This is a genomic window from Brevundimonas sp. (assembly GCF_036659295.1).
In the GTDB taxonomy this organism is placed as follows: Bacteria; Pseudomonadota; Alphaproteobacteria; order Caulobacterales; family Caulobacteraceae; genus Brevundimonas.
Map to the genome: position 1 here is coordinate 66,740 of NZ_JAVXCU010000005.1, position 16,276 is coordinate 83,015.

15 protein-coding genes are annotated in these 16,276 nt (G+C 62.0%); 2 read left to right on the plus strand and 13 right to left on the minus strand.

Features of this window, described 5'->3' with window-relative positions; translation table 11 throughout:
• Together RSB01_RS02245 and RSB01_RS02250 are read right to left on the minus strand one after the other, a co-directional pair.
• A partial coding sequence (locus RSB01_RS02245) for a lysophospholipid acyltransferase family protein (RefSeq protein WP_332625025.1) occupies nt 1-635 on the minus strand: 635 nt, incomplete at its 3' end.
• Complete coding sequence (locus RSB01_RS02250; RefSeq protein ID WP_332590043.1) at nt 632-2,500, minus strand: ABC transporter ATP-binding protein; 1,869 nt, start codon at nt 2,498-2,500, stop codon at nt 632-634. The genes RSB01_RS02245 and RSB01_RS02250, both read right to left, overlap by 4 nt.
• 100 nt (nt 2,501-2,600) lie before the next feature.
• On the opposite strand from RSB01_RS02250, the gene RSB01_RS02255 reads away from it, so the two are divergent.
• On the plus strand, nt 2,601-3,266 hold the full coding sequence (locus RSB01_RS02255; protein WP_332590044.1) for a sulfur transferase domain-containing protein: 666 nt from the start codon (nt 2,601-2,603) through the stop codon (nt 3,264-3,266).
• A gap of 3 nt (nt 3,267-3,269) precedes the next feature.
• Here RSB01_RS02255 and RSB01_RS02260 read toward each other — a convergent pair whose 3' ends face one another.
• The 5 genes from RSB01_RS02260 to RSB01_RS02280 all read right to left on the minus strand — a co-directional run bounded on the left by RSB01_RS02260 (nt 3,270) and on the right by RSB01_RS02280 (nt 7,162).
• Nucleotides 3,270-3,494, minus strand: a complete 225-nt coding sequence (locus tag RSB01_RS02260) for a hypothetical protein (protein WP_332590045.1) — start codon at nt 3,492-3,494, stop codon at nt 3,270-3,272.
• Between the two features lie 113 nt (nt 3,495-3,607).
• The gene (locus tag RSB01_RS02265; RefSeq protein ID WP_332590046.1) at nt 3,608-3,844 is read right to left on the minus strand and encodes a DUF4170 domain-containing protein; all 237 of its coding nucleotides are present in this window, start codon (nt 3,842-3,844) and stop codon (nt 3,608-3,610) included.
• Nucleotides 3,845-3,873: 29 nt separating this feature from the next.
• Complete coding sequence (locus RSB01_RS02270) at nt 3,874-4,668, minus strand: 3'(2'),5'-bisphosphate nucleotidase CysQ (protein ID WP_332590047.1); 795 nt, start codon at nt 4,666-4,668, stop codon at nt 3,874-3,876.
• Nucleotides 4,665-6,026 (minus strand): metallopeptidase TldD-related protein, encoded by a 1,362-nt coding sequence (locus tag RSB01_RS02275; RefSeq protein ID WP_332590048.1) that lies wholly within the window; start codon nt 6,024-6,026, stop codon nt 4,665-4,667. The genes RSB01_RS02270 and RSB01_RS02275 overlap by 4 nt, the downstream gene beginning before the upstream one ends.
• A gap of 209 nt (nt 6,027-6,235) precedes the next feature.
• The gene (locus RSB01_RS02280) at nt 6,236-7,162 is read right to left on the minus strand and encodes a LysR family transcriptional regulator (RefSeq protein WP_332620557.1); all 927 of its coding nucleotides are present in this window, start codon (nt 7,160-7,162) and stop codon (nt 6,236-6,238) included.
• Nucleotides 7,163-7,367: 205 nt separating this feature from the next.
• On the opposite strand from RSB01_RS02280, the gene RSB01_RS02285 reads away from it, so the two are divergent.
• Nucleotides 7,368-8,522 carry an MFS transporter gene (locus RSB01_RS02285; protein ID WP_332625028.1) on the plus strand — a complete coding sequence of 385 codons (1,155 nt, stop codon included), beginning with the start codon at nt 7,368-7,370 and terminating at the stop codon, nt 8,520-8,522.
• Between the two features lie 197 nt (nt 8,523-8,719).
• On the opposite strand, the gene RSB01_RS02290 is transcribed toward RSB01_RS02285, so the two are convergent.
• From RSB01_RS02290 to RSB01_RS02315, 6 genes are all read right to left on the minus strand, one after another.
• The gene (locus RSB01_RS02290; RefSeq protein WP_332590051.1) at nt 8,720-9,115 is read right to left on the minus strand and encodes an MAPEG family protein; all 396 of its coding nucleotides are present in this window, start codon (nt 9,113-9,115) and stop codon (nt 8,720-8,722) included.
• A gap of 2 nt (nt 9,116-9,117) precedes the next feature.
• Nucleotides 9,118-10,944, minus strand: a complete 1,827-nt coding sequence (locus tag RSB01_RS02295; RefSeq protein WP_332590052.1) for a M14 family metallopeptidase — start codon at nt 10,942-10,944, stop codon at nt 9,118-9,120.
• A gap of 182 nt (nt 10,945-11,126) precedes the next feature.
• Entirely contained in the window at nt 11,127-13,484 is a 2,358-nt protein-coding gene (locus RSB01_RS02300) for a methyl-accepting chemotaxis protein (RefSeq protein ID WP_332590053.1), read from the minus strand.
• An 84-nt stretch (nt 13,485-13,568) separates the two neighbouring features.
• Nucleotides 13,569-15,098, minus strand: a complete 1,530-nt coding sequence (locus RSB01_RS02305) for a UbiD family decarboxylase (protein ID WP_332590054.1) — start codon at nt 15,096-15,098, stop codon at nt 13,569-13,571.
• Between the two features lie 9 nt (nt 15,099-15,107).
• Entirely contained in the window at nt 15,108-15,752 is a 645-nt protein-coding gene (locus RSB01_RS02310; RefSeq protein ID WP_332590055.1) for a Pr6Pr family membrane protein, read from the minus strand.
• Nucleotides 15,749-15,997 carry a helix-turn-helix transcriptional regulator gene (locus RSB01_RS02315; RefSeq protein ID WP_332590056.1) on the minus strand — a complete coding sequence of 83 codons (249 nt, stop codon included), beginning with the start codon at nt 15,995-15,997 and terminating at the stop codon, nt 15,749-15,751. The genes RSB01_RS02310 and RSB01_RS02315 overlap by 4 nt, the downstream gene beginning before the upstream one ends.
• Between the last annotated feature and the right edge of the window lie 279 nt (nt 15,998-16,276).

A 16,276-nucleotide genomic window follows, 5' to 3' on the forward strand; every position in this document is an offset into this window, starting at 1 on the left:
ATACGGGCGGTCCATTCGGTGACGACATCGGCAAGGTCTGCGCCTTGCGGATAGGTGGCGCGGTCCCACACAACCGCCCCCTTGGCGAATGGCAGGGGCAATACGGCCTTGTCCCAGCTGTTGAGCTGGATGACCGGTTTAGCGGAAATGCCGAGGAACAGCACGGGGGCACCCGACATGCGGGCCATGACCGGCAAACCTTCGGCCATGACACCGGCTGGGCCGCGCGGGCCGTCCGGTGTTACGGCCAGACCGCCGACTTTCAGCTGGCGCAGACCGTCACGCAGGGCCTGAGTACCGCCCTTGGAAGCCTGTTTCTTGTCCTTGTTGCTGGACGAACCACGCACAGCATCAATGCCGAGACGGGCCATAGCCTTGACCAGAAACTCGCCGTCCGCCGACAGCGAGATCAGGCCGCGCATTTTTTGAGCACGGTCCATGGGCCACGCGGCAACGGCAAGGCCCAGACGCGAATGCCAGAAGGCCACCAGAACACCGCCGCCCTGATCCCAGACTTCTTCGGCCAGAGGCAGGTTTTCATGCTCCCAGCGGGTGGTGGCATAACAAAAGCGCATCCACTGCGAGAGGGTGAAGGACACAGCCTTCTGGATAACCGGATTACGAAGGGGTCTCATGCACCGGTCTCGTCAGGCAGGGCGTCATGGGGGAAGGGGGCGATGCCGTCCAGTGACTGCTGGCGGGCCAGGCGGGCATACAGGCCGCCCTTGGCGACCAGTTCGTCATGGGTGCCGATCTCGACCACCTGACCGGCATCAATCACATAGATGCGGTCGGCATTGCGCACGGTGGACAGGCGGTGGGCGATCATCAGGGTCGCGCGGCCTTCCATCAGCCGCTCTAGCGCCTGCTGGACCAGAGCCTCGCTCTCGGTATCCAGTGCGCTGGTGGCCTCGTCCAGCAACAGGATGGGGGCATCCTTCAGGAAGGCGCGGGCAATGGCGATGCGCTGGCGCTGGCCACCCGACAGACGGGCACCGGCCTCGCCCACGCGGGTCTGGTAGCCATGCGGCAGGGCCATGATGAAGTCATGGGCCGCGGCGGCGCGGGCGGCTTCGATAATCGCGTCTTCGGTCGGATCGGTGCGGCCATAGGCAATATTGGCCGCAATCGTGTCGTCGAACAGGAAGGGTTCTTGGGTCACCAGCGCAATCTGGGCGCGCAAGGAATGCAGGGACAGGTCGCGCAGGTCATGACCATTGGCCGTAATGCGCCCGCCCGTGACGTCATAGAAACGTGGCAGCAGGCTGAGGATCGTGGTCTTGCCACCACCCGACGGGCCGACGAGGGCGATGGTTTCGCCCGGTGCCACATGCAGGTTGATGCCATTCAGGGTCGGCACAGGTCCGCTGGCTGTGCTGTAGGCGAAATGCACATCCTCGAATTCGATGGTCACAGGGCCGGAGGCCAGATCTTGAGGATGGGCCTGTTCACGGATTTCCGGCTGGATATCCAAGGCTTCGAACAGGCGGCGTGCGGCGGTCATGCCTTCGGACAGTACGGTGGATAGATTGGTCAGTTGGCGCAGGGACTGACCCGCCAGCATCAGCATGGCGATAAAGGCGGCAAACGAGCCGACCGACATCTCGCCCTTGCTGGCGCTCCACCCCGCATAGCCGATGACGGCGGCAACAATAGAATAGGCGATAATGTCGGAGGCCGGTCCAGCAAAGGCCCGACTGTCGGCACCCTTGATGACGTGGCGCTGGCGACGGTCGATCACGGTGGCGACATTGGCTTCTTCGGCCTGCTCGCGGTTCTCCATCTTGATGACGCGCACACCGTCCAGATTTTCCATCAGGGCCGAGGATAGGTTCTCGGTTTCGGTCATCGCACCCTTGGCGGCCTTGCGGGACTTTTTGCCGAACTTGCGCATGATCAGGCTGACGGCAGGGACGCCCAGCAGAACGATCGTTGTCAGGGTCAGGTCGATAAAGCCCATGGCCACCATGACACCGACCAGCATCAGCGCGTTTTGCGTATAGTTGACGATGCCGTTGGTGAAGGCCTCGCGCACCAGATTGGCGTCGTACAGCACCGAAGAGACAAAGCTACCGGAATGCTGGTTACGCAGGCGCGACAGGTCCGCATGGATCATCCGCGAGAACAGCTGTTTCTGGATGTCGCCGACGATGCCGTGGCCCAGACGGTTTACCAGCGCCGCCTGACCCGCCATGGCCAGCGAACGCATGATCGACAGGGCGACAATCACGCCCGGAATCAGAATGATCAGGGCGCTGTGATGCACCTTGAACAGACCCAGAAACGGAACCAGCCCTTCTTGTTGGGTGAACAGAAGATCGATGGAGGGTTCCAGAAAGCGTAACAGGGCTGCCGTCAGACCACCCGCGAACGCGGCCAGAGCCAGCGAACTGAAGAAGGCCGTCTTGTGATGGGACAGGTAGTCGCGCCAGATTCGCTTTGCGAGCGGGTTTAGCGGCTGTTTCTGCTTTGGCTCTGGGGACGCGGCGGGTGAGGTCATACACTTCGGTCGAACGGCTGGGCCTGCAAGTCAAGCCTTGGCTTATCGGCAGGGGTGTGAAAGGGATGACCCTAGCGTTTCCAAAGGTAATCCGGCGCTTATGTCATCCCCCGATCTGTCCTCGCCATACGCGCGTTTCAAGGTCTTGTGGTCGTATTTCTGGGGCGACCACGCCTTTATCCGGTTTAGTTTCACCAATACGCACTGGGTGGATGCTAAAATGGTGCGCTCGAACCAGCCGTCTCCGCGCCAATTGGCATGGTGGAAACGTCAGGGCATCAAGACCGTCATCAATGTACGCGGTCCGCGTGAAGAGCCTTTTTACTGGCTGGAAAAAGACGCCTGTGCGCGTTTGGGGCTGACACTGGTGGATGCGCCGCTGGATTCGCGCGATGCGCCCTTGCCCGAACGCATCCTCAAGGCCCGCGAAATGTTCGAAACCATCGAATATCCGGCGCTGATCCACTGCAAGTCAGGGGCGGATCGGGCGGGACTGATGGGGGCGCTCTATCGCCATTTCCATCTGGGCCAGCCCATGAGCGAAGCGAAGAGCGAGCTGGGACGCCGTACCTTGCACAACCGCGAGGGCAAGACCGGCGTGCTGGATGTGTTTCTGGAAACCTATGCCAGCGAGATCGAGCCCAAGAGCGTGGATCTGGTGCAATGGGTGCAGAGCGACGACTATGATTGCGAGGCGATGACCCGTGCATTTCGTTCGCGCTGGTGGGGGGACCTGCTGGTCGAACGCATACTGAGACGCGAATAGGGCTTAGCCCCACGGACCTCGTGCGGGGCCGGTATGTTCGTCAGATTTGGGGGCAGGCGCGGGGGTGGTTTTGCGACGCTGGTTTTCGATCTTTTCCTGACGCTCGACCAGCCGGTCTTCGAGCCAGTCGTCGGAGTGGCGCTTGTTCATCAGCACGCGCACCCACAGTACCAGAGCCAGCATCATGGACATGATGCCAAACAGCATTTCACCTGAGAGTTCCGACATTCGAGAGCCTCAAACGGATGCGCCTTTCGGGCGGTAGATTGACCACTATACGTCAAGGGCGGCTGAAGCCCTAGCCTCAGCCGCCCTTTGAACGGATCACAGTCTGGATCTGATCAGGCTTCGCCGCGCGGATCGATCAGTTTGTGGGCGTGCAGGATGAAGAAACGCATGTGTGCGTTATCAACCGTTGCCTGGGCGCGAGCCTTCCAGGCAGCCTTGGCTTCGTCATACGAACCATAGGCACCAACGAATTCGACTTCGGACAGGTCGCGGAAGGTCGGCTCCGACGGGTGACGCATTTCGCCGCCGATGACGAGGTGAAGAAGTTGGGGATTATGGGTGTCGGCCATGGAGAGATGGTCCACTTGCGAATGAGGGGTCAGAAGGTCAGCGGGATAGGCGCTGTACGGCGGATTATCAACGGGTGCAGCGCAGGCGCGGCACAAATCATGCTAGTTTGTCGCGGATCGTGGCGATTAAATCGCCATTTCTGGCCGGTATGGTCACTGACCAGAGCGCCCGCTTCCTGTGCGATAAGCGATCCGGCGCAAACATCCCAGTCCCACTTTGGGCTTATGGCGATGGCGGCATCAAAGGCTCCGGCGGCCACCAGCGCCATGCGGTAGGCCAGCGCATTGCGTTTGGAGAAGTTCATATGGGGCCAAGGTTCGTCCCATTCGCGCGCCTCCATCAGGCGGGCATCGGCCAAAAGCTCGGCCTCTTCCAGTTGCGATGTGTCCGACGCGGTAATGGGGCGCCCCTGTAGACGCGCACCGCCGCCAAGGGTGGCCTCGAACATCTCGCCCAGCATGGGGGCATAGATGGCAGCGGCGACCGGTTCGCCGTCTTCGACCACGGCGATGGGCGTACACCACCACGGCTTGTTACGCATAAAGGCCGATGTGCCGTCGATCGGATCGACCACGAAGATGCGCTTTTTCGACAGACGATCTGTGCTGTCGGCGGTTTCTTCGGACAGCCAGCCATAGTCGGGGCGCGCCGACAGCAGGCGCTCTTTCAAAAAGGCATCCACCGCCAGATCGGCATCGGTCACCGGCGAGGCGTTTTCCTTGGACCAGACCTTCAGCCCCGCTTCGCGATAGTCGAGCGCCATCTGGCCCGCATCGAAGGCGGCCTGACGGATCAGGGCAAGGTCTTGATCCAGAGAGGTCATTTACCGGCGATAGCCACCTTGTCGAACAGCAGGGACGGGCTGTTGAACGCATGACGGAACTGAAGGTCGCCTGCGCGCTGCAGACGGGCATAAAGTTCGATCAGATTTCCGGCCACGGTGACTTCGCTGACCGGATAGGCGCGTTCCCCGTTTTCGAACCAGAAGCCCGAGACACCGGCAGACCAGTCGCCGGTATTGCCGTTCAGCGACGGGCCGAACATGGAGGTAATCAAAAGACCTGTGCCGGCCTGTGCCATCAGGTCGTCCAGCGTGCCTTCGCCGGCCGACAGGTGGATGTTGTGGGCCGAAACACCCGACGGTCCGACCAGACCACGCGAGGCGTGGCCGGTGGTGGTCATGCCCAGCTGCGCGGCCGATGCCGTGTTCAGCAGCCATGTATTGAGGATGCCGTCCTCGACAATGGCACGCTTTTCAACGCGCACACCCTCGTCGTCGAACGGGGTCGAGCCATGGCCGCGCGGACGTAAGGGATCGTCAATCAGGTCCACACCGGCAGGCAGAACCAACTGGTGCAGCTTGTCCTTCAGGAAGGACGAGCCACGGGCGATGGCTGTGCCGGAAATCGCGCCCAGCAGCGGCGACAGAACCTGTGTCGCCATGCGGTTGTCGAAAATCACCGGCGCGGTGGTGGAGGCAATCTTTCGGGCCCCGACGCGGGCCACGGCGCGCTCACCGGCAATTTTACCGATTTCCTCGGCCGACGGCAGATCTTCGAGGTGGCGCAGGGCGCGGTGTTCGCCGCCGCGTTCCATCTGGCCGTCTTTTTCGGCGATGACGCCTGCGCCCATCGAAAAGACACTGCCGCGATGCTGGCCGACAAAACCATCCGAGGTGACCATCTGCCATTCGCTGGACGACCACGAGGCGTCGCCACCTTCGGAACGCGACACACCTTCAACGGCCATGGCAGCAGCTTCTGCGGCGATGGCGGCGGCTTCCAACTGTTCGGCGGAACGCTCGGACGGGTCGTAAAGATCAAGATCGGCATGCGGCGCAGGGGCCAGCAGGCCTTGCGGGGCCAAGGACGCATACGGGTCTTCGGGGGCCAGTCTGGCCATGGCAATGGCGCGCTCGACCAGACGACCACGGGTGGCATCCGACAGGTCCGAAGAAGACACGGTCGCCTGACGCTTGCCGATAAAGACCCGCAGGCCCAGATCGGTGGATTCTTCGCGCTCGACATCTTCGAGTGCGGCATTGCGCACCCCGACCGACAACGAGGCGCGGCGCGCGGTTGCGGCTTCGGCAGCGTCGGCACCGGCCTTGAGGGCAGCGGCCACCAGATCGTGCAGCAAGGAAGGATCGGGCGATGCGGAGGAGGGCGTCGTGGAGGACATAAGCCGGATATGGCCGACCCGCCCGTCAATCGCAACACTTCAAGAGGGTTAGCACGGGTTGGCGTGGCTGATAGCTGACCTAGAAAATGTCAGTTATGGGCGGAAAGCGGACGATCGCTTTGACTTCCCTACGTTCGGCTTTGCGCCATCAGCGAACATTCGCTCAAGCGCATTTAAGCGACGTAAGCCCTATGGGGCCGGTAGCGAACCTACCCCGCACGTCCCAGACTGGACGCCAGGCCAGCGATGTTCTCCTCCCACTCGGTTCTGAGCCGACGGGACAGGAAGTCGACAACCAGCCGCACTTTGGCCGGAGCAAGGCGGGTGTGGGGAAAGACGGCATGCAGGGGCGAGCCGGGCAGCGGCGTGTCGGGCAGGACGATCTCCAACCGCCCCTCGCGAACATCGGTGAAAACGTCCCAGGCGGATTTCAGCACGATACCGGCACCTTCCAGCGCCCAGGCATGGGCCAGTTCGCCGTCATTGGTCGTCAGGTCGCCCTTGACCTTGACGCTGCTGCCGTCGCTGAAGCTCCAGCGACTGCTCGGCGGCGATCCGAACAGGATGCAGTCGTGCGTGCGCAGGTCCTCGACGACATGCGGGCGTCCTCGCCGATCCAGATAGGACGGCGAGGCGCACATGACATAGGCGTTCGGGGCGATCGCCCGGGCGATCAAGCTGGAATCGGACATGGCGCCGAAGCGGATCGCCAGATCGACGCCCTCATCGACCAGATTGACGATCCGGTCGCTGGCGTCGAGGTGGATGCGCAGTTTCGGGTGCTGTGCGCCGAATTCGTTCAGCAGAGGGGCCAACTGACGCCGCGCGAACGCAAAGGTTGAGGTGACCCGCAACAGGCCGACCGCCGCCTCGCGTCCCTGAGTAACCTCGGCTTTGGCTTCCTCGATTTCGGTCAGAATGCGGGCGCAGCGCAGATGGAACAGAGCGCCCTCGTCGGTCAGTGACAGGGTCCGCGTGGTGCGGTTGACCAACCGGACTCCCAAGCGATCCTCGAGCCGAGCCAGCCGACGCGAAACCACAGCCAGAGACTGGTTGAGCTCCAGTGCCGCCGCCGAAAGGCTGCCCGTCTCGGCGATACGGACGAAGGCCGTCATGTCGGTAAGGTCGTCGGACATTGTTGCAAAATCCACAATAGAATATCGACAACAAGCCCCATTATCTCGACTTCTGCAAGGTCTATCTGACTGGTAAACCTCGCGAGGTTTCGCGCTCGAATGGAAAACCACAATGGACGCCATGCCCAGAAACCGCGCCGCCGGATCGGCGTCGCCCACGACTTCAGCACCCCCCGTAAGGGAACGGATGCCCATCGCCATCTACATGTTCGCCTTGACGGCGTTCGCGCTCGGCCTGGCCGAGTTCGTGCCGATCGGTCTGTCGGACATCATGGCCGGTGATCTGGGCGTCAGGGTCCAGTCCGTCGGTGCAGTCGTCAGCGCCTATGCGCTCGGTGCCACGATCTCCGCCCCCATTCTCAGCGCCCTCACCGCCGCCTGGCCGCGCAAGCAGGTCATGCTGGCGACGGCCCTGGTGTTCAGCCTCGGCAGCCTGATGGCGGCCCTGGCCAATGACCTGACCCTCATTGTTCTGTCGCGGTTCGTCGCCGGTGTCGGTCACGGCCTCTTCCTCGCCATCGCCTCCAGCGTCGCCGCACGACTGGTCGGCGGTCAGCGCGCCGGTTCGGCGGTCGCCATGGTGTTCAGCGGTTTCACCATCGCCCTAGCTATCGGCGTTCCCGTCAGCACCTATCTCGGCGGACTGATCTCCTGGCGCCCGCTGTTCCTGGTCATCACCGCCTTTGGCGTGCTGGGCCTGATCGGTCTGGCGATGGGCATGAAGTCCGATCCGGCGGACAGGGCGCAAGGCAGGACCTCCGGTGCCGCCACCGCCGCCGCCCTCAAGGGTCTGAAGGCCCTGCTGCACCCGCGCCTGATCTCCGGCGTCCTGGTAACCGTTCTGGCCTATATCGGATCGTTCACCGTCTTCACCTACATCGCCCCGTTGCTGACTGACGTCACGGGCGTCTCGGTGAGCACCATCAGCATTTTCATGCTGATCTATGGCGTGCTCGCTGCTGTCGGCAACACTATCGGCGGCGCGTTTACCGACCGTTTGGGTCCGGATCGCGCCAGCCTGATCATCCTGATCGGCATCGCCGTGGTCGGCCTGGGCATCTTCGTCTTCGCCCAGTCCGTCATCGCCATGGGGGTGCTGGTCGCCATCCTGGGTCTGCTGACCTTCGGTGCTGTCCCGCCGCTGCAAGCTCGCCTGCTGGCCCTGGCTGAACGCTATACGCCGGACTCGGTCGGCGTGGCCGCCGGCTTGAACATCGCCGGCTTCAACTCGGGCATCGTCTTCGGTTCGGCCATCGGCGGCTTCACGGTCGCCAGCCTCGGGGTGGCCTCGACCGCCCTGGTCGCCGCCGTCTCGGCCATCCTCGGCGTGATCCTGCTCCTCGTCCAAATGCGGCGCTGACGGGCTCTGGCTCGTCGCACCGTACGTTCTCGATGACAGAGACCAAAGAGACGCTTTCTGAACGAGATCAGGTTCGGACCTTCAGGCAGTAGCGTGCTGGCGGCCGACAAGCGGACATTCTCCACTGCTTCTTGCGATGGGGCGATAGCAGATATCAGCAATCTATCCCTGAAACCGAATGAGGCGAGGATCGATGCCTACAATACGGACCAGACGATCAGGCTGACGCCCGAGATCAGCAGGGACAGCCATGTCAGGGTCATGCCGAGCGCGCGTACCATGGACAGGCCGCGCTGGTAGAACATGGCCACGGCGTGGATCAGGCGACCGGCGAACAACAGGCCGCCGACGGTGTGGATCAGGGCCGGAGGCGTGCCGAGAAAGGCCAGCAGGATCAAGCCGCATAGCCCTGCCGGAATATATTCTGCGGCATTGCCGAAGGCGCGCATGGCGAGGGCCAGATCGTGCTGGCCGCCGTCACCAATGGCGATACGATGGTGGCGACGGCGCCCTGCCGCTGCGCCCGAAAGGGCAAACAGCAGCAGGATCAGCATTCCGCCCCACAGGGCCGCGGCCTGAATGGTAGCGGGCATAATCAATTCTCGCGTGCGACCGGATACAGCAGGTGGCGCTGGTCATAGAAGGGCGTGCGTTCATAGAACCAGCCAAGGCGCGCATGCGGATTGGCGGCGAACTCGGGTTCGGCCGCCAGCTTGGCCTCGAACTCGGCCTTGAGGGCCGGATCGGAGGCCATCATCAGATCGGCCAGCGGGGCAATGGCATAGGGTTCGATATATTCGACGCGGCTGAGCACTTCGAGGAACATGCCCCATGCGAAATAGCTTTCGCGGCTTTGCGGCTCGAGGGCTAGCATGACCAGATCGCCCAGAGGCTGATCGGTGGAGACCCGCACCGAACCGGGGGCGAAGGTCCAGCGGGTCATTTCTTCTTCGACGCCGTCGATCTTGACCTCGATGTGACCCTCATTGGCGCGTTGCGACATCTTCGGGCCTTTGAGGCGCAGCATGGTGACATCGACAGGTGTCGGGGTATCCACGCGGGTCATCTGTACGCCCGAAGCGGCCAGACGCTCGATGATATCGGTGCGATAGGCGGGCACCCAATAGGCTGCGGGTCGTTTCAGGTGCAGGCTCGGGCGCGATCCGAACCAAGGCATCTGCCAGATTTCGGGATCAGGCTCACCCAGCCAGCGGATTTCCTTGCGGCCCGAGGCGGCGCTTTCATACATCTCGTACTTGATGCCCTTGAAAGGCACGATCTCGGTCGGTTCTTCGACCTGTACGAAATTGGCAGGCAGAAGGGCGGGGCGCAGGGCGCGGTCGGCCGCGATGGCGGCGCGTACAGCGGTCACGTTCTGGCCCATGACCTTCAGGGTTTCCTCGATAAACACATAGGTGCCCAGAACGCGCTGTTCGTGCGGTTTCAGGCTGTGGTTCTCGATCAGGATGGTCGGTATGTGGGCGGCATCGCCCCAGCCATTGGAGAAACGCTCGCCAAGGCCGCCGTCGTTCAGACCGGCGCGGGGGTTATCGTCATCAAGGCCGAAGACCAGTTCGCCGGGGATGTGGCCCTGTGCTTCGAGGCCTTGATAGATATGCGGCTTGTACACGCTGTCCAGCCAGCCTGCGATGGCGGGCGAGCGGGTGAAGGTTTCATCTTGGCCGGTAAAACCAAAGGTGACGTCATACTGGTAGTCCATGCCGTCGGTGACGTGGACGTCCAGATAGATATCGGGATTGTATTTCAAGATCAGCCCGCGCACGGCGCGCATTTCCGGCTGATCCAGTTTCAGATAGTCGCGGTTCAGGTTCTGGTTGGTGCCGGTATTGCGCCAGCCCTGCACACGCGGTCCGCGCTGGTTCGGGCGCGAATAGCGACCCGAACGCTCATGGCCATCGACGCTGAGGATCGGGATCAGGATCAGGTTGGCCCCGTCCAGAAGATCGCTTTTACCGTAGAAGGCAATGTCGCGCAGCAGCATCATGCCCGCATCCTTGCCGTCGATCTCGCCGGGGTGGATGCCCGCCTGAACCAGTACGACCGGCTTGGCCGGATCAAACTGTTCGCCGTCCTTGGAAGCGATCACGGCATAGATGTCGCGGCCTTCCGGCGAGGTGCCGAAGCTTTCGAGGCGGATCAGGTCGGAGGCAGCATCCAGACGCTCGAACCATGCACGGGTACCGGCATAGTCGGGGCTGAAATTCAATTCGGAATCCTGCTCGAAGCCGGAAGCCCAATGATCATTGGGGGAGCGCAGCAGTGCGCGCGATGCACCATCCCATTTGGGCGCAGGCGGCAGGAAGGCTTGATCCCACGGGGCGGCATTGGAAATCGGTGTATCGGACATGGCTGGACCCGTAATGAGGGCGGCGATTAAAACCGCCAGCGTGATCTGTCGCATTAGACCCCTCCAACAGGCGACAACAAGACCGTTACTCTAGGCTGCTTTGCGGTGTGGACCAGACCTGAAAGTCAGAAAATACCTGTGGGGCGGACATAAACGATGTCCGGATCAATGCCTTGTGTGGCCAGATGCCCCCGACGCTTTTGGCGTCAGGGGGCACGGCATTAGAGGAACAGGGTCTAGAACTCGTCCCAGCCGTCGTCCGCGAAGGCTGGGACAGCCGACAGGTTGCGCTGGCCGGTGGTTTTCAGGGCCGTCACGGTCGCGGGTTTTATGGTCGCTTGCGGCGAGGGCAGCTTGGGAGCTGCGGCCCTTACGGGGCCGGGGTTGCGGTCCATATTCGATGAGGCGTCGGCGCGGATGCGGAAACGCTCCATCAGATTGGCAAGGCTGCTGGTCTCATGGGCTAGCGCTTGTGCCGCCGCCGTCGATTCCTCGACCATGGCCGCATTTTGCTGCGTCATCTGGTCCATGTCGCTGACCGCCACATTGATCTCGGCCAGTCCGGTTGCCTGTTCCTTGGCCGAGACGGCAATATTGGCCACCAGACCGCTGATCTGGGTGACTTCATCAATAATGCTGTTCAGCGCAAGACCGGTATTGTCGACCAGTTTGACGCCCTGATTGACCCGCTCGGTGCTGGAACCGATCAGGGTCTTGATCTCCTTGGCCGCTTGGGCAGAGCGCTGGGCCAATGCGCGCACCTCGGAGGCCACAACGGCAAAACCGCGACCGGCATCGCCCGCGCGGGCAGCTTCGACACCCGCATTCAGGGCCAGAAGATTGGTCTGGAAGGCGATTTCGTCGATCACGCCGGTAATCTGGGCGATCTGCTGGGCCGAGGCTTCGATTTCCTGCATTGCGGTGACCGTCTGGTTGACGACGGCTCCGCTGCGCTGGGCGTTGAGGCGGGTGGTTTCGACAATGTTACGGGCCTTTTCGGCTCCGTCGGAGGATTGGCGAACCGTGGCGGTGACCTGTTCCAGTGCGGCGGCGGTTTCTTCCAGAGAGGCGGCCTGTTGTTCGGTACGGCGCGACAGGTCGCCCGAGGCTTCGCTGATTTCGCCTGTGGTCGAACGGATGCCCGCGGCACTGCCGATGATGACGCTCATCGTCTCTTCCAGCCGCTCCATGGCCAGATTGAAGTCGTCGCGCAGCTTGCGATAATCCGCAGGGAATTCGGCTTGCAGACGGCAGGTCAGATCACCGTCCGACAGGCGTGACAGGCCATCGCCAACCGAGGTGACGACGAAGCGTTGTTCTGCCTCGGCGGCCTGCCGGATGGCGTCGTTGCGCAACCTCTCGGTCTCGGCCGCAGCACGGGTCTGTTCCTGTTCGGCGCGCAAACGGTCGGTATCGGCCAACTGGTGACGGAAGCCTTCCAGAGCGCGGGCAATGCCACCGACCTCGTCGGCGCTTTGGGTACCCTGTACCGGCGTTTCATAGCGACCGGCATTCAGGGTTTTGACCGAGGCGGTCAGTCGCGCCAGCGGCTTGCGGACCACCTTGTCGGTGACGACGAACAGGGAGGCCAGAACCAGGATCAGGATGATCAGACCGCCCAACATCATCGCAATGGCCAGACGTTCGGCCGGACCATTGATGGCAGCGGTGGGAATATCGGTGACCAGACCCCAGGTGGTGTCCAGTCCGGTTAGAGGCGTGGGGCTGATGTGTCGCTCGATACGCTCGCCGGAGAGACTGCGAAGACCCTCCAGCTGAGCTGCCTTACCACTGCGCAGCACTTCGCTTACGGCATCGGCGCGGGCCTCGGCATAGGGCTTTGTGCGCAAGCTGGCATCGGGGTGCGACACCCAGTTGCCATTGCCGGACAGCAGCATCACCTGACCCGTTCCGAAGGGCTTGATAGCCCCCAGAAGGGTGGACAGGTCGTCAAGAGCCAGATCCAGACCGGTCACACCGATCACCTTGCCGCCCGACATCACCGGATAGGCGATAGAGGTCATCAGCACGGACTTGTTGCCGAGAGGTTCGGAATAGGGCTCGACGATAGCCGGTTTGCCGGTCGTAAAGGGTTGGGTGAAGTAGGGCTCTTCGTAGTCGGAGCTCTCCATCGCCGGTTGGAAAGTCGTCGTGCCGCCTTCATTCACCCAGTAGAGCATGAAGCGGCCGGAATCATTGGAGCCGAGGTCCGCGCGGCCTGCCATGGCGGCGTCGCGTCCGTCGAAGGCGTCGGGGGCGGCCATGAACCAACTGCCCATGACCAGAGGCGTGGCGGTGGCTGCCGGTTTGAGCATGGCCACGACCGTCGCACGGTCGCGCAGGCCGGCTTCATGGGCTCTGCCGATCATGTCGGCCATGGCGCGTGTGGTCGCCGAGGCTTCGGTAATCTGGCCGTTTACGCTGGCCACCGCGCTGTCGCCCAGGGCCTGCGCATAGTCTTGCGACAGGCTGCGCGCGACTGTTTGTGTATTGTAAGATACAGCAAAAGCCGCGCCGAGCAGCAGGACGCCGGTTACAGCACCGCCTGCCATCAGCATTTTGCTGGCGACAGTCAGATTTTTAAAAACACGCATAATCCATCCTCTAACCCGGCCGCTTAAAAGGGAAGAAGATTAAGAATTAGGCCAATGTGACCGCTGCGTGGCCTGTTGAGGCGGTTATTTCCAGATCGGAGCCTTGTCACCGGGCAGGCCAAGGCTGTCCCAGATGTCGTTGACGCGTGCCACCACGTCTTCGTCCATTTTGATAACCTCGCCCCATTCGCGCTTGGTTTCGGGCTCCCACTTGTCGGTGGCGTCAAGACCGATCTTGGAGCCAAGGCCGCTTTCAGGCGATGCAAAGTCCAGATAGTCGATCGGGGTGCCTTCGATCACGGTGATGTCGCGGGCTGGGTCCATCTTGGTCGAGATGGCCCACATGACATCCTTCCAGTCGCGGGCATTCACGTCGTCGTCCACGACAATGATCCACTTGGTGTACATGAACTGGCGAAGGAACGACCAGCAGCCCATCATCACGCGCTTGGCGTGACCGGGATAGGCCTTCTTCATCGACACCACGGCGATGCGGTACGAGCAGCCCTCGGGCGGCAGCCAGAAGTCGGTGATCTCTGGGAACTGCTGTTGCAGCAGAGGAATGAAGACCTCGTTCAGGGCCTCGCCCAGAACTGACGGCTCATCGGGCGGACGACCCGTAAAGGTCGTCAGATAGATCGGGTCTTTGCGCATGGTGATGGCAGTGACCTGAAACACCGGGAAGGTCTCGACCGAGTTATAATAGCCGGTGTGGTCGCCATACGGACCTTCGGGGTGATGCTCGTCCAGCAGGACGTGGCCTTCCAGCACGATCTCGGCTTGGGCGGGGACCATCAGCGGTACGGTCTTGCATGGTACCAGTTCGGCCTTGGCTCCGCGCATCAGACCGGCGAATTGGTATTCCGACAGGGTTTCGGGCACCGGCGTCACAGCGGCCAGAATGGTGCCAGGGTCAGCCCCCAGAACCACGGCGCAGGGCAGGGGCTCCCGCTTGCCGGCTTTCTTGTGGCGGGCATAGTGCTGCGCGCCGCCGCGATGCGCCAGCCAACGCATGATGGCCTTGTCCTTGCCCAGCACCTGCATACGGTAGATGCCGAGGTTGAAGTCGTCCTCGCGGTCGTCACTCGGGCCCTTGGTGACGACGAGGCCCCATGTGATCAGCGGCGCAGGCTCGCCCGGCCAGCAGGACTGGATCGGCAGTTTGGTCAGGTCGATGTCCTCGCCCTTGAGGACGACTTCCTGAACCGGAGCCTTTTTCACGGTCTTGGGACGCATCGACATGACCGTCTTGGCCAGCGGCAGCATCTCCATCGCCTCGCCCAGACCGCGCGGCGGGACAGGGTTTTTCAGGAAGGCCAGCATTTCGCCGACTTCGCGCAGTTCCTGCGTGGTTGTGCGTTGCTTGCCGTCCAGCGTCACGCCCATGGCCACACGTTTGACCGTGCCGAACAGGTTTACCAGGCAGGGGATCGGGCTGACCGAACCGTCGGGCATGACGGGTTTTTCAAAGATCACCGCCGGACCGCCATTACGCAGCAGGCGGGTCTGGATCTCGGTCATTTCCAGCACGGTCGAGACGGGTTCGGATACGCGAACCAATTCGCCCTGTGCTTCCAGTTGTTCGATGAAATCGCGAAGGGATTTATAGGCCATAACCGACGTTTAGGTCGACACGCGCCTTCTGTCACGCTGTCCCAGCAGTTGGTCGATGCCAAACATGATCCAGCCGACTAATAGGAAGAAAACCAGCAGGCCTGCAAAATAGGCTGCGGCCTTGCCATAGCCCAGCGTATCGACATCGACGAACCAGTAGGGCCACCAGTGGGCGAGCGCGCCATGCAGCAGTGTCCACACTCCATAAACGAGGACGACGACCAGCCAACGGAACGGATCGAACCTGCGCAATCTTCCCTTGGGTGTGAACATAAGCCAGTCCGCCACGAAGGCGGCGGGCATGACGTAATGCAGCAGGTTATTGGCGAGTAGCGACCAGCCTTGAGGAGCCCATGTGGGGGCCAGAAGGAAGTGATAAACGAGGCCGACCACGGCAATATAAAGTGCGATCGCTGTACGCACAGAGGGCTGGACCAGCCACTGTCCTGATCTGCTGTCGGGCGCGATGGCGGGGACAGCCAGCGCAAGGGCGACCATGATATTGGTCTGGATGGTGAAATAGCTGAAGAAGTTGAGTGTCAGCTCGCCCGCACCTTTGTCGGGATTGCCGCCAATCATCAGCGCATATTGCAGGACCAGCGCGAAGCATCCGATGCCTGCGAACAGGGTGCGATACGGGCGGGAAGGTATCAACAGCTGGGCGTTCCGGTGGTCAACGCCCAGATGGGCAGGTGCAGGGCGCGGGTTGCGGCATCGACCTCGGCCAGATTGAGGTGTCTTCGACCGGCCTCGACCAGACGCATTTCAGCGCCGGTCAGATGGAGCAGGGCGGCAAGCTGGTCCTGATCCATGCCGCGTTTGTCACGCCAGCGCTTGATACGCGCCCCGATGGTGATGTCGGCAGGATCACCTGCCGGAAAGCCGTGTACCGAACCCATATCGTCCCTCCCAGAACGTGTGTCCAAGGGTACGCTGGTGCCCGCCTGTTTTCAGGACGGATACTGAGAAACGCAGCATGCCCGTGAAAGGACAGATCGTCCAGTCACAGCCTAGCGAGTTGGAAGATCGTATGTAGCGATGTTATTTTAAAAAAAGAGGGGGACGATTTAGACGATGCGCGACTTTCGAAAGATGAGCTTTGTCACAGCAGTTCTAGCGATAGCGGGCTGCGCCAAATCCGAACCGGTAGCCATTATTGGCTGCCCAGCTGCCAAGGT